22 protein-coding genes are annotated in these 22,774 nt (G+C 61.0%); 10 read left to right on the top strand and 12 right to left on the bottom strand.

The genetic code is table 11. The features are described from left to right. Positions 1–104: 104 nt before the first annotated feature. Entirely contained in the window at positions 105–671 is a 567-nt protein-coding gene (locus IPV69_RS21280; protein ID WP_206291737.1) for a DJ-1/PfpI family protein, read from the bottom strand. A 243-nt stretch (positions 672–914) separates the two neighbouring features. On the opposite strand from IPV69_RS21280, the gene IPV69_RS21285 reads away from it, so the two are divergent. From IPV69_RS21285 to IPV69_RS21295, 3 genes are all read left to right on the top strand, one after another. Further along, a complete protein-coding gene (locus IPV69_RS21285) occupies positions 915–1,736 on the top strand; it encodes a hypothetical protein (RefSeq protein WP_206291738.1) in 822 nt (273 codons plus the stop codon). A 234-nt stretch (positions 1,737–1,970) separates the two neighbouring features. Continuing rightward, on the top strand, positions 1,971–3,014 hold the full coding sequence (locus IPV69_RS21290; RefSeq protein WP_206291739.1) for a S1 family peptidase: 1,044 nt from the start codon (positions 1,971–1,973) through the stop codon (positions 3,012–3,014). A 363-nt stretch (positions 3,015–3,377) separates the two neighbouring features. Further along, positions 3,378–4,010 (top strand): hypothetical protein, encoded by a 633-nt coding sequence (locus IPV69_RS21295; RefSeq protein ID WP_206291740.1) that lies wholly within the window; start codon positions 3,378–3,380, stop codon positions 4,008–4,010. Here the strand turns inward: IPV69_RS21295 and IPV69_RS21300 are convergent. Next, on the bottom strand, positions 4,000–4,491 hold the full coding sequence (locus IPV69_RS21300) for a prepilin-type N-terminal cleavage/methylation domain-containing protein (RefSeq protein ID WP_206291741.1): 492 nt from the start codon (positions 4,489–4,491) through the stop codon (positions 4,000–4,002). The genes IPV69_RS21295 and IPV69_RS21300 overlap by 11 nt on opposite strands. Positions 4,492–4,811: 320 nt before the next feature. Continuing rightward, positions 4,812–7,310 (bottom strand): glycogen/starch/alpha-glucan phosphorylase, encoded by a 2,499-nt coding sequence (locus IPV69_RS21305; RefSeq protein WP_390884426.1) that lies wholly within the window; start codon positions 7,308–7,310, stop codon positions 4,812–4,814. A gap of 211 nt (positions 7,311–7,521) precedes the next feature. Here IPV69_RS21305 and IPV69_RS21310 point away from each other — a divergent pair, with 211 nt between their 5' ends. The 5 genes from IPV69_RS21310 to IPV69_RS21330 all read left to right on the top strand — a co-directional run bounded on the left by IPV69_RS21310 (position 7,522) and on the right by IPV69_RS21330 (position 11,573). After that, positions 7,522–7,737 (top strand): hypothetical protein, encoded by a 216-nt coding sequence (locus IPV69_RS21310; protein ID WP_206291743.1) that lies wholly within the window; start codon positions 7,522–7,524, stop codon positions 7,735–7,737. A 117-nt stretch (positions 7,738–7,854) separates the two neighbouring features. After that, positions 7,855–9,330, top strand: a complete 1,476-nt coding sequence (locus IPV69_RS21315; protein ID WP_206291744.1) for a coiled-coil domain-containing protein — start codon at positions 7,855–7,857, stop codon at positions 9,328–9,330. A 105-nt stretch (positions 9,331–9,435) separates the two neighbouring features. Next, on the top strand, positions 9,436–10,050 hold the full coding sequence (locus IPV69_RS21320; protein WP_206291745.1) for a hypothetical protein: 615 nt from the start codon (positions 9,436–9,438) through the stop codon (positions 10,048–10,050). Positions 10,051–10,373: 323 nt separating this feature from the next. Beyond that, positions 10,374–10,973, top strand: a complete 600-nt coding sequence (locus tag IPV69_RS21325; protein ID WP_206291746.1) for a hypothetical protein — start codon at positions 10,374–10,376, stop codon at positions 10,971–10,973. A 39-nt stretch (positions 10,974–11,012) separates the two neighbouring features. Beyond that, positions 11,013–11,573, top strand: coding sequence for a 3'-5' exonuclease family protein (locus IPV69_RS21330; protein ID WP_206291747.1), 561 nt, complete (start codon positions 11,013–11,015; stop codon positions 11,571–11,573). Between the two features lie 5 nt (positions 11,574–11,578). On the opposite strand, the gene IPV69_RS21335 is transcribed toward IPV69_RS21330, so the two are convergent. The 4 genes from IPV69_RS21335 to IPV69_RS21350 all read right to left on the bottom strand — a co-directional run bounded on the left by IPV69_RS21335 (position 11,579) and on the right by IPV69_RS21350 (position 15,533). After that, the gene (locus IPV69_RS21335) at positions 11,579–12,565 is read right to left on the bottom strand and encodes an AAA family ATPase (RefSeq protein ID WP_206291748.1); all 987 of its coding nucleotides are present in this window, start codon (positions 12,563–12,565) and stop codon (positions 11,579–11,581) included. Continuing rightward, positions 12,562–13,314 carry a nicotinamide riboside transporter PnuC gene (gene pnuC / locus IPV69_RS21340; protein WP_206291749.1) on the bottom strand — a complete coding sequence of 251 codons (753 nt, stop codon included), beginning with the start codon at positions 13,312–13,314 and terminating at the stop codon, positions 12,562–12,564. The genes IPV69_RS21335 and pnuC overlap by 4 nt, the downstream gene beginning before the upstream one ends. Next, positions 13,314–13,706: a holo-ACP synthase gene (gene acpS / locus IPV69_RS21345; RefSeq protein ID WP_206291750.1), complete on the bottom strand. Its 393-nt coding sequence runs from the start codon at positions 13,704–13,706 to the stop codon at positions 13,314–13,316. The genes pnuC and acpS overlap by 1 nt, the downstream gene beginning before the upstream one ends. Before the next feature lie 165 nt (positions 13,707–13,871). Then, positions 13,872–15,533: an N-acyl-D-amino-acid deacylase family protein gene (locus IPV69_RS21350; RefSeq protein WP_206291751.1), complete on the bottom strand. Its 1,662-nt coding sequence runs from the start codon at positions 15,531–15,533 to the stop codon at positions 13,872–13,874. 189 nt (positions 15,534–15,722) lie between these two features. Here IPV69_RS21350 and glnA point away from each other — a divergent pair, with 189 nt between their 5' ends. After that, positions 15,723–17,135 (top strand): type I glutamate--ammonia ligase, encoded by a 1,413-nt coding sequence (gene glnA / locus IPV69_RS21355; RefSeq protein WP_206291752.1) that lies wholly within the window; start codon positions 15,723–15,725, stop codon positions 17,133–17,135. A gap of 78 nt (positions 17,136–17,213) precedes the next feature. After that, positions 17,214–18,011, top strand: a complete 798-nt coding sequence (locus tag IPV69_RS21360; protein WP_206291753.1) for a DUF1223 domain-containing protein — start codon at positions 17,214–17,216, stop codon at positions 18,009–18,011. Between the two features lie 35 nt (positions 18,012–18,046). Here the strand turns inward: IPV69_RS21360 and IPV69_RS21365 are convergent, their stop codons facing one another. From IPV69_RS21365 to IPV69_RS21385, 5 genes are all read right to left on the bottom strand, one after another. After that, on the bottom strand, positions 18,047–19,501 hold the full coding sequence (locus IPV69_RS21365) for a PDZ domain-containing protein (RefSeq protein WP_206291754.1): 1,455 nt from the start codon (positions 19,499–19,501) through the stop codon (positions 18,047–18,049). A 219-nt stretch (positions 19,502–19,720) separates the two neighbouring features. Then, a complete protein-coding gene (locus IPV69_RS21370) occupies positions 19,721–20,059 on the bottom strand; it encodes a P-II family nitrogen regulator (RefSeq protein WP_206291755.1) in 339 nt (112 codons plus the stop codon). Between the two features lie 305 nt (positions 20,060–20,364). Continuing rightward, complete coding sequence (locus tag IPV69_RS21375; protein ID WP_206291756.1) at positions 20,365–21,114, bottom strand: response regulator transcription factor; 750 nt, start codon at positions 21,112–21,114, stop codon at positions 20,365–20,367. Then, the gene (locus IPV69_RS21380) at positions 21,111–22,262 is read right to left on the bottom strand and encodes an ATP-binding protein (protein ID WP_206291757.1); all 1,152 of its coding nucleotides are present in this window, start codon (positions 22,260–22,262) and stop codon (positions 21,111–21,113) included. The genes IPV69_RS21375 and IPV69_RS21380 overlap by 4 nt, the downstream gene beginning before the upstream one ends. A gap of 253 nt (positions 22,263–22,515) precedes the next feature. Continuing rightward, positions 22,516–22,749: a hypothetical protein gene (locus IPV69_RS21385; RefSeq protein ID WP_206291758.1), complete on the bottom strand. Its 234-nt coding sequence runs from the start codon at positions 22,747–22,749 to the stop codon at positions 22,516–22,518. Between the last annotated feature and the right edge of the window lie 25 nt (positions 22,750–22,774).

The raw sequence follows: 22,774 nt of genomic DNA on the forward strand, positions 1-22,774 counted from the left end.
TTGGGATGTGGGATGCAGGGCCCGCCTTGGCGAACGCGCCACAGCTTCAGTCGCGTCACACCTTTGCGTCCGCCAAGGCGGACCCTACACATCAGCGCTTTGCCTCAGATCGCTGCTTTTAACATCTTGATGAACTGCTTCATCAGTTCCGTGTTGTCGTGCCAGGTTCGGCCGCTGACCATGTTGCCGTCGATCACGATCGGATCGCCCCGGTAGGTTCCGCCAAAGCTCGTGATGTCGAGCGCGCACTTGGCGACCGTCGTCGACGTGCGACCCTTCAGACAACCGGCGGCGGCGGCGATTTCAACGCCGTGACAGACGATCGCGACGGGTTTGTTCTTCTCGAAGAAGTGCCGGGTGATTCGCAGCAGGTCCTGATCGTAGCGAAGGTATTCCGGGGCGCGCCCGCCGGAGATGAACAGCCCCGCGTAATCGGCGGGGTTCACATCGCGGAACGCGACGCTCGCCTTGACGTGGTAGGCAGGCTGTTCTCGGGTGATATCCCAGGGGATGTTTTCGCCCGGCGGAATCTCGTGCATCACGCCGTGGTACTGCCGCGCCTCGGGCCCCGCGATGATCGCCTCAAATCCGTCCTCCGGCAGGCGGTAGTAGGGATAGAGGGTGTCGAGCACTTCGGTGGCATCCCCGATGGGAATCAGTACTTTGGGCACGGTAACTCCTTGTCTTCAATATGGTTCGGGATGGCGGGCTGGCGACCAACCGTGATCCGCCAGAGAGCTTACCCTATGCCCGTTACAACCGGCAAACTTGAGCGAAGTAACAGGCGCACCACGCAATGGGCCGCCGGGCCAACGAAATCCGTTCTTCCAATAGGCATGGAGAAGCTACACTGGTGGCCCTCGCCCGGGGTCATTGATATGCCCCATCCGCGCGGTCCAACTTGAGTGAACATGATGACCCGAAGCAGACTCTCGTTCCTGTTCGTCGCCACCCTGTCGACATTCGTCGTCGCAGGCCCGGATTGCCAGGGCGCACTGGCGTTGCAGGCCGGAATCTCGAGGCCGCGCTACACCGCGCGACTGTCGAGCAATAAGGTGGTCCGAAGGCAGCAACTGATCATCGACCCTGAAGGCATCCTCGGGGGGTCCGCCAGCGTTGCGTATGATCCGAGCTTGGTGACCCTCGTCTCCGCCATCGATCCGGGCGATTTCATGATTACGGGTGGCCTTGTTGGCATCCGCTCCGAGACAGGGGGGCTTGCGATCGACCTGATCCCGATCGACTCCTTCCTCGGAATCACTTCCGGCACGCCGACCGGCGTTCCGTTCCGCGAGGACGGTTTCGTCCAGATTTTCTTCGATCGTCGAGACGTGCCGTCTTCGCTGGGCAGCCCATCGCCGGGTGCGGGCGGCGGGAGCGTCATTGCGAACCTGCCCGGATACATCACGGTCGCCGAGGACGGCAAGACCAGCATCAACGACACCCACGCGCTCGTGTTCGAATACAAGCAAGGCGTGCCGGCAAGCGCCCAGGCCGCCTACACCGTTTACGCGACCCCTCCAAGGGACAAAACTGTCCCCGACGAGATCATCCCCGAGGACGACCCGACACGCCCGATTCCGTACACACAACTGGGCAACGCAAGGGTCTCCGGTTCGCTGGTCTATGACGATCCAAAAGCCGTTCCGCTGCCTTCGATGGCACTCGCGACAGGACTGACACTGGGGTTCGTCGCCTTTCGGCAGGCCAGGGGCGGCAAATCGGTCAGGACGTGACCCCAACCGTGGCCGGCAACGGTGGTTGGCCACCATCTTGCGATATGTTGCCCGCTGCAATCGTCGTCGAAATCCACCGCCTTGGTGGACGCACCACCATTAATGGGGTACTTGTTAAGCTGCGTTGCCCGCGCCTGCAGGCCACGCGCTGTGCCCTGTCGGGCGGCGTCGGAGGAACCGCCCGCAACTGTGTTTCCCGTCTTAAGCGCCGTCGGTGCGGTCCGGAGTGTCTGCGTGCATCTATCACCGTTGCGACTCGGCTGGTGGCTATCAACGGCCGTCATCGCTCTGGCGAGCCATGCCGTCGACGCGGGCACCATTCGCGACGACCGCGACCCGGCCCTCTACACGAGCCTGGCATCCGATCCCGCCTATCAATCCGTCGGCCTCCTCCAAGTCAGCGTTTTTGAAGAAGGCCAGCCCGCTGTCGGCTCGGCAACCCTCGTCGCTCCGGATTGGGTGCTTACCGCCGCCCATGTCGTTGAAGGGGGCCGCGCAATCAACTTTACCGTCGGCGGTCAGACCTACGTGGCCAACCGATGGGTGAGCCACCCCAAGTACACCGGCAACCTGATCACGGGCTACGACCTGGCGCTGGTGCAGTTGTCGCAAGCGGTCTCCGATGTGGTCCCCGCCCAGATCTACCGTAAGCGGAAGGAACGCACGTCGCTCGCCACGTTCGTCGGCTTCGGCCGCACCGGCAACGGGCTGACGGGCGACATCACCGACGACCGGCTCAAGCGGGCAGGCACCAACATCGTCGATGGTCAGCTCAAGCGCGACAACAAGGGCTTTCTAAAAGTCATCGAGAAACTGCCGTCCACCGCGCGAACCTTCGCCGTTGATTTCGACTCCCCTTCGAATCCGCTGGAAAGCCGAATGGGATCCGAGCTTCCGACCGACCTGGAGTACCTGATATCCCGCGGCGACAGCGGCGGGGGCGTGTTCATCGACGATCCCAACGACCTGTCCGGTCCACTACTTGCCGGCATCCATTCCTTCGGCGAAATCTTCGACGAACGCGACGACTCCGACTACGGCGATCTCACCGGACACACCCGTGTTTCCAGCTACAAAGGTTGGATCGACAAAACCATCACGCAGGCGGGATTCCAGCGAAAGCTCAACTTCATCACCCCGACCGTGAGCACACCGTCGGCGTTCAGCGACCCGACGGCAAGGTCACTCCCGGCGACGGCGATTCCGGAGCCGGCAGCGACCTTGTCCCTTCTGGCCTCGGCGACAATACTCGCACTCCGCCGCCGGCAACGGGCGTGACCATTTTTCCGGGCGGTATGGAACAAACGATGTTTGTGCAGCGGAAATGCAGGCTGAAAGCCCGCACCAAAATGGCCGCCCGGAAGAATGGCCACACCCGCCGGCAACGACGCCAAACTTCCTGATTGTGTCGGATCGAGTCCGATGCGACACTCTTCGCCCATGCCGAACCGTCGCATGCTTTCGCTTCCCGTCGCCTTGATTCTGGCCTGGGCGTCTCAAACGCTTTCTGCGGACCTCAAAAGCGAGGAGCGTCTTCAACCTTCTGGCAATCCGGCGACAAGGTCGGCAACTGGGCCGGCAAAATCACCCGAGGTCACCGAGCCGCCGCCACGCGACCAGATTCTTATTCTGCCGCTTCACATGCACGTCCTGTCAGACAAGGACCGCCCGGACCTGGATTGCAAACTGACCGACGCCGATCTCGCTCGCATCCTGGGAAAGGTGAACAAGGTTTGGCGGATGGCGGGAGTGCAGTTTCACGTGCAACCCATCCACCGAGAATCACCGTTCGAGGTTGAGAAGTTCGACAAGGTCCGGGCAAAAGCCCTCGGAGGGAGCCTCGGGCTGTACCGGATGATCGCAAACCCGACGACGCGGGATCTGCCGGGAATCCACGTCTACTACGTCCACGAGTTGCCGCCAAACGGGGTTTATATTGGGCAGAACCTCTGCTTCGTGAAAGAGACGGCGTCGCTCCGGAAGGTGGAAGGGGGCATTGACGAGCCGATCCCGCGTGTGACATCCCACGAGATCGGCCACGCCCTGGGTTTGCCGCACCGTCAGGATCGCACCAACCTTCTCGCCTCGGGAACGACGGGAACGACCTTCAACGAAGCCGAAGTCAAAATCGCCAGGGCGACCGCGTTGAAGAACAAAGGCGTCATGTCGATCGCCGAAGCCGAGGCCAAGTCTAAAGCCGGCAATGGCTCGGAGTCGGAATCGCTCAAGAAGCTGCTGAAGTCGATCGATCCGCCGGCAAGCGCTACTCCATGAGCACGTACATATAGCCGTTGGTTCGTTGGCGGAAAGCACCGGTGGTCAGGTCGCCGTCGTCGATCATGCGATCGATCTCCAGCATTTGTGCGGGGGTTCGGTCTGGTAGCTCGACACTCACGCCGGCGATGACGCCGAAAACACCTGCGTCATAGTCCCACTTCCCGCCGATGGGCGTACCTTTCATCCAGTCGCCGGGGTCGATTTTTCCCGCCATCTCGGGTGGGAAAACACCGGGCGTCTGGTCGACGGGCCAATGGCCACTCTGATGCTGCTGGACGACGATCAGCCGCGCGATGAGCTTGAGGTCGTGGACGAAAGTCGCGTTTGAGGAATCTCCCGATGCCTTGGCGAACTGCGGGATGACGATGCTCGCCAGAATCCCGAGGATGATGACGACGATGAGGATTTCGATCAGCGTGAAGCCGCAACGCTGAAGAGACCGCCTGGATCGAGCCGCCATGAACGAGCCGTGACGCATGGAACACCTGTCATGAAGGGCCTGGGAAAGGGCCTTCGGTTGAAGGAACTGGCACACGGTCGAAAGTGAGTTTCCGATTCGTCGGCAGCGCGGGCAAAGCGTTATCGGGGTGAATTGGGGCGATCGGCAGAAAGCGATAACGAATATGCCGACGGAATTGCCTGAACGGTCTTCGCAGCCGGCGCGGCCGGATGGAGTCGATTGGCAGGCTTGCCAGCACGGGCGCAATAAAGCGTCCCCCTGCACAGTCCTCGAACTCTGCAGGGCTCCGCCGGCTGCGGAAGACGCCGAAGATTACCGACACCTGGAAGGCCCTGGTCCTAACGAACGTCCACCGGCACGGCGTTCCAGATCTCCTCGGCGTACTGCTTGATAACGCGGTCACTGGAGAACTTGCCCATCCGCGCGACATTTAGAATCGAGCGCTTGGTCCACTCGTGGGGGTCACGATACATCTGCGAAACACGCTGCTGGCACTCGATATAAGACGCATAGTCGGCCAGGAGCAGGTACCGGTCGCCGCCGTAAAGAAGCGAGTCAACAATTGGCGCGAACACCGTCGCGTCGCCGCCGCTGAAATAGCCGCTGCCGATCATGTCGAGGACGCGCTTGAGCTGCCCGTTGCTGTTGTAGTAATCCCAGGGGTTGTAGTGCTGCTTGACTTCGTTCACCTGCTCGGCGGTGAGGCCGAAGATGAAAATGTTGTCGTCGCCGACCTCTTCGCGAATCTCGATGTTGGCACCGTCCATCGTGCCGATGGTCAGCGCGCCGTTGAGCGCGAACTTCATGTTACCGGTGCCCGACGCTTCGGTGCCGGCGGTTGAGATTTGCTCCGAGAGGTCCGACGCCGGGAAGATGACCTCGGCGAGCGACACTCGGTAGTCCGGCATGAACGCGACCTTCAAGCGGTCGCCCACCACGGGATCGTTGTTCACGACATCGCCCACGGCGTTGATCAGTCGGATGATGAGCTTCGCGGTGTAGTAGCCCGGGGCGGCCTTGCCGCCGAAAATCACCGTGCGGGGCGTGTGGTCTGCGTTGGGATTGTCCTTGATCTGGTTGTAGAGCGTGATGACGTGAAGCACATTGAGCAGTTGCCGCTTGTACTCGTGCATTCGCTTGACCTGGCAATCGAACAGCGAGTCCGGGTTGAGCGTGATCTGCTTTCCTTGCTTGCGGTACTTGGACTGAATCAGCCGGGCGAGCAGGAGCTTGTTCACGCGCTTCACCGCCCGCCACTTCTCCTGGAATGCGGGGTCTTCGGCGAGCGGTTCGAGCTTGCGAAGCTCAAAGAGGTCGGTAATCCAACCCCGACCGGCGACGCCGGAGATCAGATTTGCCAAACCCGGGTTGCACTTGAGCAGCCACCGCCGCTGGGTCACGCCGTTGGTCTTATTGCTGAACTTGTCCGGCCACATTTCATAGAAATCGCGGAATAGTTCGGCCTTGAGGATGTCGGTGTGCAAGGCGGCGACGCCATTGACGCTGTGGCTGCCGACCATCGCCAGCGTGGCCATACGGACGCGCTGCTCGGAGCCTTCCTCGATGATCGACATGCGGCTCAGACGCGCGTCATCGCCCGGGAACCGCTCGCGGACCAGGGCCAGGAACCTCGAATTGATTTCCAGGATGATTTGCAGGTGCCTGGGAAGCAGGTACGCCATCATCGCCACGGGCCAGCGCTCAAGCGCTTCCGGCATGACGGTGTGATTGGTATAGGCAAAGGTGTTGGTGGTGATGTCCCACGCCTCTTCCCAGCCCAGCCCTTCGAGGTCGATCAGGATCCGCATCAACTCGGGGATGGCCAGCGCCGGATGTGTGTCGTTGAGCTGGATCGCGGTTTTTTCAGCGAAGCGGTCGAAGGTCTTGAGGCCGCGCGGCTCGTCATACATGTGATATCGCTTCTTGTAACGCCGAATGACGTCCTGGAGCGTGGCGGCGCAGAAGAAATACTCCTGGGCCAGCCGCAGTTCCTTGCCGCGCAGGGTGTTGTCATTGGGGTAAAGCACCCGGCTGATGCTCTCGGACTGCGCCCGCTTCTCGACCGAGCGGACGTAGTCCCCCTCATTGAAGTCCTCGAAGTTGAAGTCGTTGACGGCCTTGGCGCTCCAGAGCCGAAGCGTGTTGACGGTCTTCCCGCCAAAGCCGGGGATCGGCGTGTCGTAGGGTGTCGCCAGAACGGCGCGTGTGTCGACCCATTCGTTGGTCAGTTTGCCGTTACCATCGACATAGGTGTTGACCCGGCCGTTGAAGTTGACGGTGAACTTGTCGCCGGAACGGGCGATCTCCCAGGGGTTGCCGTAGCGGAGCCAGGCGTCGGGCGTCTCGACCTGCTGGCCGTTGACAATCCGCTGGTGGAAGATGCCGTAGTCATAGCGGATGCCATAGCCGTAGGACGGATATCCCATCGTCGCCATGGAATCCAGAAAGCACGCCGCAAGCCTGCCAAGGCCGCCGTTGCCAAGGCCGGCATCCCACTCGGCGTCGCGGAGTTCCTCCAGCTTGTAGCCCAGCTGATGCAGCGCCTTGGTGGTCTGGTCCAGCAGCCCCATGTTCACCAGGCTGTTACCCATGGTGCGGCCCATCAGGAACTCCAGGGACATGTAATACACACGCTTGGCGTCCTGTTCGTAGTACGCGTCCTGTGTCTTGATCCAGCGCTCGATCATGCGATCCCGCACCGCCAGCACGAGCGCCACGTAGGGCTCCCACTCGCTGTCAATGTGCTTGGGGAGCTCGGCGAGGGTGTATTGCAGGTGATCGATGAAACTTTCCTGCAGCGCCAGGGCATCGTTACCGAGCGGCAGGGGAACGCGCATGGGGGTTGACGGGAGCTGGAACTCTTTCTCAGCGGTACGTTGTTGCATGACAGTCATCCTGAGGCGCAGGCAGGTTGGCCGAAGGATAACCGGATTCCCTCAGCTGTCGCCAAAAGATGTAGCAAAATCATTCAGGCGGGGTTTAGATAGACATGAAGACCCGCGCTCGTCGCACCCATGATTCAAAACAAAGCCCGTTGAGGAATCTGCCATGCTTGCATCCTCCGATGTTGAACGTTTTCTCAAGGAATTGGCCGAGGTCTGCGCCCGGCATGGCGTTACCGTGATTGGGGGGTTCGACGGAAGAACAGCTGCCATCATGCGCGGCCAGCCGATCGACCTCGCCGATGGCCGGCTGGACCGTCTGATCGAAGAGGCACTGCGATCGTCCGACCCGGGGGTCGCTTCGCCGGAAACCTTCTTCTGAATCCCGCTAGGGCGGCAGAGATCGCCGTTACAATCCTTCGTGCGACTGCTAAGGGCATGAATCCTGCGAACGTCCGGGACGTTGTGTATACTTTGCTTTCGGACAAAGCCTTACACCATGCGCGACACTCCCGATCCCAGCGTCCACCGCCAGCGACAGCAGCAGTTCGTCGCCCGAGCCCAGAAGATCCTGGAGGACGAGCGATGCACCCTTGATACCAATGCCGGCCGTAAGTCGGTCGTCGGTTACTACCGCGACGTCACGCCCGGCGACAATGCGATCGGCGTCAAGCAGAAAATGATCGAGTTGGGCCTGTTCGACCGGGAGCTGCAGCGGAAAATGCCATCGGGGATGACGCTCGACATCACATTGTCGAGCAAAACGATCTTTGGCGGTAAACAGGCGGCGGGGCGGATGCGGGTGGTGACCTTGTCGCCGAACGAATCCCTTCTCAAAGGTGAGCCCGCCCGCCCCCTGAACCGCGACGAAGTCGCCAGGGCGTTGCAGTCGATGCCGCCTTCGTTGGGTGGCGTGCCGCAGACGGTCGTGCTGGTGAGTACTAGTGGCTTTGCCGGCGATGCCCTTGGCCTGGCCGAACGCCGACCCGGCGGGCCTGTCATCCTTGCCGAGATCAACGACGCCGGCGGCTGGACCATCCATGCCCCACCCGGCTACGAGGACCTCGCCAGCCAGCTCGACCCCGAAACACTCAGTCAGAAGCAGGAACGCGTCCGACAGGAGATTGACGCCGGGGCAGACCTTTTCACCGGCGGCGTGTCAGCCGAGAAGGTGTCCGAGCGGTTACATCTTCCCCAGACTCTGGTGGAAGAGGTGCTCCGCGAACATGCCCAGAAGAACCCGGGCTTGGCGACGGGCACCTTTGAAGGCAAACTGGTGCTATACCGAGCGGGAATGTCGGCCCCGGCCGACGCCATTGGAGAGAACATGCCGTTCTGGGAAAAAGTCAAAGGCATCTTCGGTCGCGGCGAGGAAAGCCGTGATAAGAAGGTCACCCGCCTGGCACAGGAAAAAGCCCTGCTCGGCCAGCAGCGCGACAAGGCGTACACCGAGATCGAGCTGGTCGAGAAGAAGGAGCAGGAGCTGACCAAGCAGTTCCCCGAGGCCACGCCACTGGCACAGAAGCGCATCGCGACCGAAATCAGCCAGCTCCGCAAGCGTGTCGAACGAATACAGCAGCTCGTCTCGACGATCGACAAGAAGATCAACATCATCGAAACCGGTGTGCACAACCTGGAGATGGAATCGCACCTCTCCAAGGAGAAGCTGGAATCGCTGGAAAGCGTGGCGACGGCGTCGGAAGAAGTCGATGTCGGCATGGCGACGCTCGACCAGCTCAACGAGCAGGCCGATTCCGTGAGCGTGGTCGGCTCGGAACTGAGCATGGGCGCGAATGACGTCCTGGCGGAGCTGCAGGCCAAGTTCGCCGAGAAACCCGCCGCCGCGGCACAACCCGGCGAACGGACCACCACCGGCCCGACCAAGTCGCCGGCAACCGCCGAGCGGGCCACGAACACGCCCCCGCCCATCCCCGCCGAAAGGCGGAAGATGCCAGGTGCCGCCGAGCCGGGATGAACTTGCTGATTCGGATCTGCCGAGTGCCGAGCGGTCAACTAACCGCCAAAGTGTTTTTCCCAGCGTCTTCTCTGCGCACTGCTTACTGCTTACTGCCTACTTTTTATGGCCCTTCTCGACAAGATCTTCGGCAAGAAGGAAAAGACGCTCAGCGAGCTGTCCGCCGCCGAGCTTCGGCGGGAAGAGATCATGATCACGCGCGAGCGTGACAAGCTGTTCAAGAAGATCGAAGGCCTCGCCAAGGAAAAGCAGCACATCTTCCAACAGGGTGCCCAGCAGAAATCGCCGGAGCTGCGCAAGGCCCTGGCGATGCAGTTTGAACTCAAGACGCAGGAGCAGTTGCAGGTCGGCCGGCAACTGAACGTGCGAAGCAAAGAGCTTCTGACCGTAAGCCGGGTACGTATTCTGAAGGAGAACGCCCCCAAGGTCAGCGGGGCGATGGGCCGGCTGAACCTCACGGAGAAGGACGTCGCGAAGATCAGCTCGCTGATCGAGGACGACGCCGTCACCGAAGACATGTACATGGAGCGGCTCAACGAGATGCTCGATCTCGGTGCCCAATCCGACAAGGACGCGCTGGGCCGCCAAGGCTTGACCTCTGCCGGCAACGAGCTGATGAGCATCTGGAACGACATGGACAAAGGCGACGTCGAAGAGAAGCAGGGGTTCGAGGAAGCCGACAAGGCCGTCAGAAACAAGCAGGCTTCGGCCGAGCCTTGAAGACGTTTTCAACCACGAAGGATCACGAAGCAGTTTTCCACGAATGGACACGAATGGGCACGAATGAAGAGAGGATTGAGCCGACAAAACGCCATGAATGCCAGCACCGAAACAACGCGGCCGAGTGGGTCATGTTGGTACTGATCGCACCCTTCGTAGTCGCTGTCCGCTCGTGGATCTGGCTGAGCACGACTCTCAAACGAGCCTTTTCATAGTTCGGTCTGATTCGTGACTATTCGTGTTCATTCGTGGACAACCTATTCCTTCGTGAACCTTCGTGCTCCTTCGTGGTGAACAACCGCCTTCTTCGACAAGGGTGACTTATGGGCCTCTTCAAGAGCAAAGAAGAACGCAAGATCGAGCGCGAGATGAAGATCCGCGCGGGGATGCGGGCGATCGAGAAGTCGATCCGTCAGCAGGAGAAGTTCTCCGCCGACTTCGTCAAAAACGCCCAGCACGCCAAGAAGATCGGCGACGAGGGGCAGTACGTGTTCATCCGCAACGCACTCAAGAAGACCGCATCGGTCAAGAAGATGCTCGAGCGGCAGTTGCTGTCGATCAAAAACGCCATGCTCATCCAGCAGCAGGCGGCGGCGGGGGCGGAATTCGCCCAGTCGATGAACCTGATGGCCCAGGAGATCGGCCGCACGTTCGGCGAAATGGACCTGACCAAGACGCAGGTTCAGTGGGAGAAAGCCGTCGCCCAGGCCAGCAGCATGGAAGAGCGGATGGAAGTGTTCATCGACAGCATGGAGCAGACCGCGGGACAGACCACGTCATCGAGCGAAGCCGTCACCGACAGCGAGATCGACCGCATGATCATGGCCGACGTCTTGGCCGCCGAAAGCCAGGAGATGAGCAAGCTGGACGAGTTGGAAAGTGAAATCGCGAAGGAGCTGGGGGCGGTGAAGCAGAAGGATTGAGGCAGCGGGGGCGGCAAGTCGAAGGGGTAACAGCAACACATGCCAGAAATCTACGTCAGCACCGACTGCGAAACCGACGGCCCGATCCCCGGGCCCAACTCGATGCTCTCCTTCGCCTCGGCCGCCTTCACCGCCGACAAGAAACTCGTCAGCACGTTCTCGGCCAATCTTGACCTGCTACCCGGTGCCACCGGCGATCCGAAGACGATGGAGTTCTGGCGGTCGCAACCGAAGGCTTGGGAAGCGTGCCGCACCGATACACGCCCGCCCGAAGTCGTCATGACCGAGTACGTCGCCTGGCTCAGAAGCCTGCCGGGCAAACCGGTGTTTGTCGGGTATCCCGTCGCGTTCGATTTCCTGTTCGTCTACTGGTACCTCATCCGCTTCGCCGGCGAGAGCCCTTTCAGCCATTCGGCGCTGGACATCAAGACGATGGCGATGGTCATGCTCGGCAAGCCGTACCGCGACGCGACCAAGCGCAACATGCCCAGCCGCTGGTTCGACGAAACGCCGCACACGCATGTCGCCCTCGACGATGCGATTGGGCAGGGGCAACTCTTTTGCAACATGCTGGCGGAGCTGCGTTCGGTCAAGAGGTGAGAGCTTCAGAGATCGAACGGCGTCTTCAGTAACGATTCGACCGCTATTGCGGCCTCTTCCAGACGCCGTTCAAGGGGCCCGGTGAGCAGGACCACCGCTGTCCGCCGCGATGCAATCTGGTCAACGAATCGGCGGTGCATCCAGTCGCGAATGTGTTCGCCGTCGCGAAATCCGTCCTGCACGAACGGAAAATCGGGTATCGGTAACAGGTAGAGATCCACGCGATCGCGGTTCCCGATGGCGTCCACCTCCGAATCGCGATGGCCGACATACCGCTCGTGCCAGGTGCCCGTCGCAAAAGCATTGGTATCGCAGAAGAGAACCTTGTTCGCCGCCCGAGCGGCATCGTTTTCCCGCCGCTGTTGTTCGCCGGCGATCTGGGCAAACTCATCGCTGGTCCAGCCGGGCAACTCTCCATCCATCGACAGGCCGGCAACCTTCTTCTGCCAGTACTCGCGGCCGTACTCGGGCACCCATAGCGTGTCGAACCGATCCGCCAGCCGAGCGGCCAACGTCGTCTTGCCTGTCGATTCGGCACCTATCAGCACCACCCGCCGAACAAAATGAGCCCGGACGCACGGCTCCAACCTATCGAGGTAATCCAGCGGCGATCGCCGAACCCGGGTACCAGAAATCGGCACGGCCTCTCGCGGCTGATCGACCATCACGTGTCGCGACCCCATCAGGCTCGCGAAGACCGGGCCGTAGCTCTCGCTGCTGAAGACCACGTCCGGTGACCGCCCGAGGTAGCGAACCGTAAAGTCCGCCCACTGCCGGCTGTCATCTTCGAGTTCGTCAGGGACAAGGTGAATCTGGCAGTCAGGGTGAATCTCGCGAAGCCAGTCACGACGCAACTCACCGGGGATCTTCTGGCTCGGATGATGGCAGAGCATCACGATCAGTTCATCAACCTGTCGCCGCGCGATGTCAATCAGATACTTGTGGCCGCGATGTGGCGGATAGAACTTGCCGACGACAAAACCGAGCGTCATATCGCCGCCTCGGCCGAGGCTTGCGGCGGGGGAGCGCTACGGTCGGTCGTCGCCCGTAAGAGTGCCCGAGAGCGAGCCCTCCACTGCAGAAAGCCCATCGTGGCCATGCAAAGAAAGATGGCGTACAGCAACGATGTCAGACGCAGGTCCTTGTAGAGGTAGAGTGGAATGTAAATCAGATCGACAGCGATCCAGCAATACCAACTTTCGAGTCGCTTTCGATTGAGCAACCACTGCGCACAAAGACTGAGCGAGGTGGTGAGGGCATCCCAAAACGACGCCGAACCACCCAAAAGATGGAGCGTCTGCCAAAGCAGTATCGTCAGGGCAATGCCGACGATCGTGACGACGATCGCCTCCTGTCGTGAAACCCTGCTGATGGTGAGCGCCGTTCGACGCTGGCCGCCGTAAAGCCAGAGGTACCACCCGATCACGCCGAGCACGAAATACACGATCTGCAACCCGGCATCGCCGTAGAGGCCAACGCGAAAAAACACGACGGCGAAGACGGCGACGTTGAGGAGCCCGATTGGGAAGTTCCAGACATTCTCTCGGACCGTCAGCCAGACGCATACCGCGCCGGAGATGAACGCGACCGCCTCGAGCCATCCCGCCAGTCCGCCGAGGTACATCGTCGCTGCCAGCACGCTCGCCGCGACCGTGAGGGTGGCCAATACCAAGCCGTCGCGGCCGATTCGCAAAGTCGGCGGGGCGGTAGGGGTTGAATCGTTCTGGGGCGACAGATCCATTACGCCTCCGCGCGCAAACCGATCGCGCTCGCCGTCGCGTGCGTTTCGATGTGACTGATGCTCAGGTGCCAGCGACTGATGCCCATTTCCGTCGCGATCCGCAGGCTTTCCCCGGTCAGCTTGATCTTGGGTTGCCCGCTGAGTTCCTTCACCACTTCGATGTCCGTCCAGGCGATGCCGCCACGCCAGCCGGTGCCGATGACTTTCAGCACCGCTTCCTTCGCGGCGAAGCGGCCGGCGAGGTGTTCGAAGTAGCGTTTGGGGTTCTTGTTGCAGTAGGCCTGTTCGGCCGGGGTGAAGACGCGGTCGAGGAAGTGCTCGCCGTGGTTTTCGACGAGCTTCTTGATGCGTGACGTTTCGACGATATCGATGCCGTGGCCAAGGATGGGCATGGCATCAGTGTAGTGGGGCTGTAGGGTATTCGGGTAGTGGCGTGGCGGTGTAGTGGCGGGGCGGTTGTAACGATTGTGGCATGGGCAAGTACGCTTGCCCGTGTCGGCCGATGGGACCGAAGACACGGGCATGCGTGCATGCCCATGCCACAAGATTCGGCTGCATCACTTCGTTGGCTTGGCTCCGGGCCCGAGCACCGGACGCCCGGGAAGTTTTCCGGTCATCTGGCCGTCCCGAAGCACCGGCACGCCATTGACGATCACGTCGGTGATCCCGAGCGAATACTGGTGTGGCTTTTCGAACGTCGCGGCATCGATCACGGTCGCCGGGTCGAAGATCGCCAGGTCGGCGACAAATCCCTCCTTGATGGTCCCTCGGTCGGCAAACCGGAATGTGGCGGCGGGGAGCGAGGTCATCTTTCGCACCGCCTCTTCGATCGTGAACAGCTTCTTCTCCCGGGCGTATCGACCGAGCACACGGGCGTTGGTGCCATAGCCACGCGGGTGCGGCACGCCGACGCCGAACTGCCGCAGCCCGGAATCCGAAGCGATCGCGACCGTCGGATCGGCCATGATGCGTTCGACCTCGGCATCGTCCATCGTGTGGAATACGCAACTGGCGTTATCGCTCTTGAAGACGTCCAGCACCGCGCGGCACTGATCTTCGAACGTCACCTCGGGGAGCGGCTTGGTCACATCGCGAAGCAGTTCGACGTTGGTTCCCTTCTGATGACTGCGAATCCACTCGGCGATCTGCACCATGTTCTTGCCGTTGTACTGCGGCGACGACTCGGCATATGCCACCACTACGTACGAGAGGCTCGTCCGCCCCTGCTTCTTGCCGTGATGCTCCAACATCGCCTTGAGAACCTCTTCGTACGTCTTGGGGTCCTTCAGGCCGGACCGGGCATTGGCGATGCCCTGTTCGAGATAGGCGTCCGGAATCAGCGTGGAAATGGATGTGCTCGAGGCCGTGTAGGGATACTGGTCGATGCCGATTTCCAGACCGGTCTTCCGCGCTTCGTTCACGCGACCGAGGGTGGCGTCGGCACCGCCGACTTTCTTCGCCGCCGAGCTGGGTAGTTTGAAGTGCGAGATCTGCACCGGCACCTTTGCCTCGCGGCCGACGCGGACGGCTTCGTCGATCGCGCCAAGAATCCCGCCACTCTCGTTGCGCATGTGCGATGCGTAGATACCGCCGGCCTCTCCCGCGACGGCGGCAAGTGCGATGATTTCTTCGGTCGAACTGAACTGGCCCGGGTTGTAGATCAGCCCGGTGGACAGCCCGACGGCGCCGTCTCTCATCGCCTGCCGGACAAGCTCTTTGGCGCTGGCCAACTGCTCGGGGCTCAGTTCGCCCTTGCGATCTCCTTTGACCGTTCTCAGCACCGTATTGTGGCCGTAGAGCGTGGCGACGTTGAGCCCGGTGCCTCGTTTGGAAATCCGGTCGAAGTACGCGGCGACGTCTTTGACGCTGCCGCCGCAGTTGCCGCTGACGATGGTCGTCACGCCATCGCGGACGAAGTGTTCGGCGGCCGGGGCGTCGTGGATGTCGCCGTCAACGTGGGTATGAACGTCAATAAACCCCGGTGCGACGATTTTCCCAGTCGCGTCGATTGACACGGGGGCAGCGTCTTCGGGGAACGCACCGATTGCGGCAATTCGCCCGCCTCTGATCGCGACATCCGCCCGGTAGGCAGGTTTGCCCGAACCATCCGCGATCCGGCCGTTGCGGACGATAAGGTCGTACCGATCGGTGGATGCCTGGCATCCTGCGATGACAGCAATCAAACCCGCCAGACACGCCCAAGCCAGTAGATGCGGCATACCGGGAAGGTAGCATCACCGCAAAGATGCAGAAAGCAGGCCGGAGGACCGCGGTTGGAACAAACTGGCCCATCGGGCGGGAATCGGGGGCGGCCTGCATCGATGCCAGGTCATGGACGTCCTTTACCACCACTGCCGCCGCGGATAGCATCGATATTCCGATCTAACCGCTCTTGGGAGAACCCCCGCATGACGCCGCGCGATGTGTTGAAGATGATCGAGCAGAAGAAGGTCCAGTTCATCGATCTTCGTTTCATGGATTTCCCCGGACTCTGGCAGCACCTGACGCTGCCGGTCTCGGAACTGACGCTCGAGAGCTTCAACCACGGCTTTGGTTTCGACGGTTCGTCGATCCGCGGCTGGCAGGCGATCAATGAGTCGGACATGCTGCTCGTGCCGGTGGCCGATACGGCGCGAATCGACCCGTTCATGCAGCATACGACGCTGTCGATGATCAGCGACGTGCGCGACCCGATCACGAAGAAGGAATACAGCCGCGACCCGCGATCGATCGCACGCAAGGCGGTCTCGTTCCTGCAGAAAACGAAGATCGCCGACCGCGCAATGTTCGGCCCTGAGCTTGAGTTCTTCATCTTCGATTACGCCTGGTACGACCAGGGCATCAACTACGCCAAGTATCAGGTCGGCAGCCGCGAAGGCATCTGGACGCGAGGGGACGAAGACGTCACCAATCTGGGGCAGAAGATCCGGTTAAAGGAAGGGTACTTCCCCTGTCCGCCGATCGACACGATGCACAACATCCGGTCGGAGATGGTCTCGGAACTGATCAACCTCGGCATCCCGGTCGAAGCCCACCACCACGAAGTCGCCACCGGCGGGCAGTGCGAAATCGACATGCGGTACCAGGATCTGCTGAAGATGGCAGATAACGTGATGATCTATAAGTACGTCGCCAAGAACGTGGCGGCGCGCCACGGCAAGGTGGCGACGTTCATGCCCAAGCCGTTGTTCCAGGACAATGGAAGCGGCATGCACATCCACTTTTCGCTCTGGAAGGGCGATAAGCCCCTGTTCGCCGGCAACAAGTACGCCGGGCTCAGCCAACTCGGCCTCTGGGCGATTGGCGGAATCCTGAAGCACGCGCGGGCTTTGTGTGCGCTGTGTAACCCGACGACCAACAGCTACAAGCGACTTGTGCCCGGCTACGAAGCCCCGGTGAACCTGGTTTACAGCAGCCGCAACCGCTCGGCGGCCATCCGTATTCCGATGTACAGCGAGAAGGTGCAGACCAAGCGCATCGAGTTCCGCTGCCCCGACAGCTCCTGCAACCCGTATCTCGCGTTCAGCGCCATGACGATGGCCGCGATCGACGGCATTCAGAACAAGATCGATCCCGGCGACCCGCTCGACAAAGACATCTATCGCCTGACCAGTGCCGAATACGAGAAACTGCAGTCGGCACCGATCAACCTCGAAGAAGCGCTCGACGCGCTGGAGAATGACCACGACTTCCTGCTCTCGGGTGACGTGTTCACGGCGGACGTGATCCACTACTGGATCAAGTACAAGCGCGAGAACGAAGTCGAAGCGATCCGCGTGCGGCCACACCCGTACGAGTTCTGCATGTATTTCGATATCTGATCGCTTTGATCCCCGGGAATAATCGATAGCGCTCGGACCGTAGTCGCGTACGGGGCGTCCCCTTCTTTGGAGACCCGCGTGACCATACGGCTACTGCTATTGAGTGGTTTGACGTTACTGACATTGGCCTGCTCCGTCATCTTCACCAACGGATTGCGAGCGGCTCCTTCCGGACAGCCGGCGACGGCACCAGCCGCGGGGCAGTTCCCCGGAATCGCGGTGCTGGAGCTCTTCACGTCAGAGGGATGTTCAAGCTGCCCCCCGGCAGATCAGGTCCTTAACGACTGGGTCGGCAAAGCGGCCCAGCAGCAATCGCCGGTCTATCCACTTGCGTTCCATGTCGACTACTGGGATCGGCTGGGCTGGAAGGACCGATTTTCGTCGGCGGAGTCCACCGCACGTCAGCGCGCCTACGCCGCGGCGATGAACACCAGGCAACTCTACACGCCACAGTTGGTCGTCAATGGTTCCTCGGAGTTCGTAGGCTCGGATGCCCGCGAGGCATCGAGGCAGGTCGCTACGGCGCTCAGCCGTCCGGCGCTCGTCGGCGTGTCGATAAAGCCCGAGAAGGGTAAAAAGTCCTCGATCCAGGTTGGCTACGAAGTCGCAGGTTCAATCGAGGGGGCCGTTATCAACGTCGCGGTTGTTGAGCGTGGCTTGACTTCCGTCGTGACCCGCGGCGAGAACGCCAGGCGTTCGTTGACTCACGACACCGTCCGCGGGTTTCTGACCGCGCCCCTTGATGCCAGCAAGGGCCGGGTCGAAGTCTCGTTTCCTGCCGATATGAACCCGCGCAACGCGAAGGTGATCGGTTACGTCCAGAATGGCCGAACGCTGGCCGTGCTCGGCGCGACAGAGACGCCATTTCCTCCATGACTTACCGGCTTGGTTCCGCGTAGCCGCTCCGCATCTCACCGCTCGGCTTTGTACTTGACCTCGCGCACTTTTCCGCTGTCATTTCGAACGGTGAGCGTGATCTCGTCCCCTGGCTCGAACTTCTTGCGGAACCAAACCAGGAACTCGCCGGGCTGCATGTTCCGGGTCTCGCCGTTTACGGACGTGACAATATCCGTCGCGCGAAGGCCGGCGACATAGGCCGGGCCGGTGACTTGCTTCGGCCCGATGTACGGTTTGATCGCCATGGTGTCGGCGGGAAGTTCAAGACGCTGCCGCATCACTCCGGCGTCGTTGGCCCAGAAACCCGGGAAAGCGCCGATGTTCCCGCCGACAACACTCGCGCGCCAGGTCAGGTCGGTCGCACGCCAATCGCCGTCGAGGACCAGCGTACCGGACATCACCTTCCCATCACGAAGCCAATGGAGATTGATCTGGGTCGGTCCGGTCTTGGCCGCGCGATGGAGGACGGCACGGAAATCGGCCTGGCTGAAGAGTCGGCGGCCGTCGGCGGCGGCAAGGACGTCGCCAGGCTTAAGTGCGATTCGGGCGGCGGGGGAGGGGTCGATCACCTTGGTCAGCTTCAGGCCGTCGTCGCGATCCACAACTGCGCCAATGTTTTCGGGGAATGGCCAGATTCCCAGGTCGCGATTCTTGTCGAACTGACCCAGGTCGATCTCACCCTGCCGCATGATCTCCGACGCCTGATGGCAATGGACGCACCCCTGCGTCTTGTAGCCCTCGGCGTTCCCACGGTGTTTGAGCCAGTTGTCGAAACCAGGTAGTGTCACCGGCGTCACTCGTTTGCTCGCAAGATCGGGCAGGGTGCCATCAACATCCCACCCCATCCGACGCGGGTCGTAGTGATGCGCCAGCACGCGGTTCATCGTCATGATGAGGGACTGCTTGCTGGTTCTGCCCTGGTCACCAGACTTATCCCGCCCGCCGAAGACACCGTAGATTTTGCCCTCGGGGGACAGGAACCAGCTCCACCAGGAGACGTCCATGTCCTGGAACTCGGACATCCTGAGGATGCGCAGATCGACATCCTGCGTGCCTGTCAGACGCAGGGTGACAAACTGCTGGAACAGTGGATTGAGGTCGGGACCACCTTCCAGAACGGTCTTGTCGAACTCAGAACAACTCTTGCAGGGCAGGCAACGGAAGGTCACAAAGATCGGGCGGTTCTCAGCTTTCGCAATGCGCATCGCCTCGGCGAGATCGGTTTCCCACTTGATCGAGGTTCTGGCCACTTCCTTTCGAAGGGTGGGAAGCTCGATGGTTGTTTCCAGGCCTTTGCGGGGTGGCGGTAGCGTTCCTTGGGAGGGCCCCAGAATCTGGTCCCAAGGCTTCTGCTGGTTCGGACCCGCCGCCGCACCGGTAGTCGTTGCCGCATTCAGAGCGGCGATCACGACAAGAGTGGCGCAAACGAGAACGACAACCGCCGACGTTTTTGCGATGGGTGCGCGCACGAAGGTCCTCCGTTCGAGAAATGAGTCGGGCGTCGGCACGATGTCTCGCGCCGACGCCCGGAATCTTCACTGAAGGAGGCGACCCTGTAAACCAGAGCGCAACAGTACAGCATGTGCCCGGCGCCATCAGAGCGCCAATGGGCGGCCGAGAAAACGGTGCCATCTCCGAAGCGGATGAGGCAGTTCCCGGCTATGGACGGAACACAGGATATCGCGAACTTACAGAGCGATTTCGCCCTCTTCGCCCGTGCGGATACGGAATGCCTGGGCGATGGGGTACACGAAGATCTTGCCGTCGCCGACAGCGCCGCTGCGGGCGGCGGTCTGGATGGCCTCGACCGCCGGCGCCACATCAGCAGCTTTCACGGCGATCTTGAGCAGGATTTTTGGAACGAAGCCGACGTCCATCTTGCCGCCCCGATAGCGTTCGGTATGACCCAACTGCCGACCGAAGCCTTTACATTCGACAGCCGTCATCCCAAGAATGCCCAACTGTGCAAGAGCCGTCTTAACCGCATCAAGCTTGTTGGGCTTGATCACCGCTTCAATCATCTGCATGGCCATCCTCGGAAAAACTCGTCCTTGCATCCCCGTGCGACTGCGCACGGCACTTATCCTGGTAAGCGAGTATAGGACAATAACTCTCTGCTTTATACTTCACAAACCACATGCCAACGGGCACGTACATGCCTGCCGGATCGGATTCGAACGCGAAATGACCGACATTTTCCAGGGGTCCGAACTAGGCGGCAAACGGCATGTGCCGAAAAATTGTGCAATAACAGACGGCGCTGCGTTCGCTGCGCCGCAACAGTGCAGCGTCATGCGCCTCGTACACCCACCCAAGGGCTCACTGTTTCCCGCTAAGTCGGCACCGCGGTTTGGTCCATCTGGTATTGCATCGCGTATCGAATCAGTTCGTTACCGCTCCCCAGACCCAACTTCGCCTTGATGTTCTCACGATGCGCTTCGACGGTTTTGACGCTTAGACCCAGCTTTTCGGCGATCGCGCGGGGGCCAATGCCCTGGCCGATCAAGGTAAACACCTGAAACTCGCGGTCGCTAAGTCGCTCGATCGGCGACGACGATCCGAGCGAGGCATTGCCCGCCAACTTGCCCAGCAATTTGCTGCTCATCCGATCGCTGAGGTAGATGTGCCCGGCAAGGACCTGCCGGATTGCGGTGATGATCGTCCCCGTCGCTTCCTGCTTCATGACGTAGCCGCGAGCCCCAGCCCTTAATGCCCGCTCCGCCTGGACGGTTTCATCGTGCATCGAAAGCATCAGGACCGGCAGATTCCCGTGCTTCAGCTTGATCTCCTTGAGGAGGTCAAGGCCGCTAAGGCCCGACATCGACAGATCGGCGACGACCAGATCGGGGGACACCTCGGCCGTCAGCCTGAGTGCGCCGGGTACGTCTTCAGCCTGCCCCACGACGTCCAGGTCGGGCTCTCCGGACAGCATCAGCGCCAGGCCCTGCCGGACGATCGGATGGTCGTCCACCAGCAGGAGCCGGGCCTTTCGGCCGACAGCAGGGGAGGCCGTGGTGGACGCGCCCAGCAGTTCGGTTGACGTGTCGGGCGTGTCAGTTTTGTTCGTATTGGATACCGTCATGCGGTGTTTTCCTCTAGCGCGGATGGTCGCTGCATGCGAAGGGGGCCACCACTCGAAGCAAACCGGCCCTGGCCGCTTGTGGTCGGCCCAACCAGGCTGCCAACTCCGCGAACTGCTGTTTCACTGCCGGCCAGCCGGCATCTTACGATCGTACCTTTATCCGGGGAGGATTCTATCTCCAGCTTGCCGCCGATCACACCGGCCCGGTAGCGCATCACGAGCAAGCCCATCCCACTGATCGCGGTCCCGGCACTATCGCGTCGAACATGCTGTTTCCCGGGCAAGTACTCGAAGCCAACGCCATCGTCCTGAATCGAAAGCACCAGATCCTGGTCCACTTCCAGGTCGATGGTCACATGACGCGCTTTGCCATGCTTAACGCCGTTGCTGACGGCCTCCTGGGCGACGCGGTAGAGGTTGAGGGCGACGGCGTCGTCGGCGACTTCGACCTGCTCAACACCCTCGTAAGCACACTCGACGTTAAACATGCGCGAGGTTTTGCGGGCAAGTTCCCGCAGCGACTCGGGCAGGCATGTACGGTCGAGGTCCATGGGTGCCAGACCCCTGGCCAGGTCTCGCGTCCATCGGATCGATTCGTTCACCAGGTCGTTGATCGTCGCGGCCTCGGCCGCTTCAGGACGGCGGTCCAAGTGCAACTTCTGCTGCAATGCTTTACTCAGGAACGCGACCCCGGTCAGGTGCTGCCCCAGCCCGTCGTGCAGATCCTGGCCGATCCGACGTTGTTCGGCTTCGGAAATCTCCTCGACCGTTCGCTCGAGCTCCCTCGCTTCGGCGGCGCTCTTCTCAGCACGCATTCGCGCAGAGTGCAACTGTCCGCACAACGCGCTGGTGATCGTCCCTTCGAAAAGAAAGATCGCCAGACGCAGTAGCCGCCAGGTGTCGGCTTCAAGTAAGCCCGGCGGATTCATCTGCTCCATGAAGAACGCGCTCACGACGATCGCCGACATGAATGTTGCGAAAATCGCAGGCCTGAAGCCGCCGTACCAACCCGACGCCATCACGGCTGCGAAAAACAGCAGGAAAGGCGCTTCGGTCTCAATGATCGGCCGCATCATCAGCCGAAGCATTCCGGCGATGGCGACGGCAATGAGTGCGACCGCATAACGCCGACCACCATGTCCGGCCATTGCGAAGCTCCAACAGGTATCGTTCCAAGGTGGGCCAAGGACGACTGGGTCCTTGCTTTAGCGTACCTTTAAGCGTGGCGAATGGATATGTCCTGTCAATATTTTGAGTCGCGCGTGGGCGTGGTGCGCGAAAGCGTTGATCCCTCAGCCGTTGCCGGCAGGTCAGTTCCCCTGTCTTCACGGTCAACTTCGAACGGTCGCTCGGGGCAAGCCGTCCGCCACTGGCACAACGGTTAAGGCTGCGCCTCGATGGTTAAGGCTGCGCCTCGATCGCGATATCCGCCTTGTGATTGGTGACGTAAATTTTGAAATCGCGAAACAGCAGCGTTTTGAAAACGCTGTCCCAGGGGAATGCGCCGTTGTGGAACACTCGAATTCGGTATCCGCCCATCAGAGGCTGAAGACCTCCGGTGTCCCCGATCAGGTCGGCCAGCAGTTTGCCCAGGTCGACAGTAGGGTCGATGATCAGAGGATTGTTACTTGGCATAGGTCACGTGGCGGAATGAACGGTC

It is taken from the genome of Humisphaera borealis, assembly GCF_015169395.1.
Taxonomy (GTDB): Bacteria; Planctomycetota; Phycisphaerae; order Tepidisphaerales; family Tepidisphaeraceae; genus Humisphaera; species Humisphaera borealis.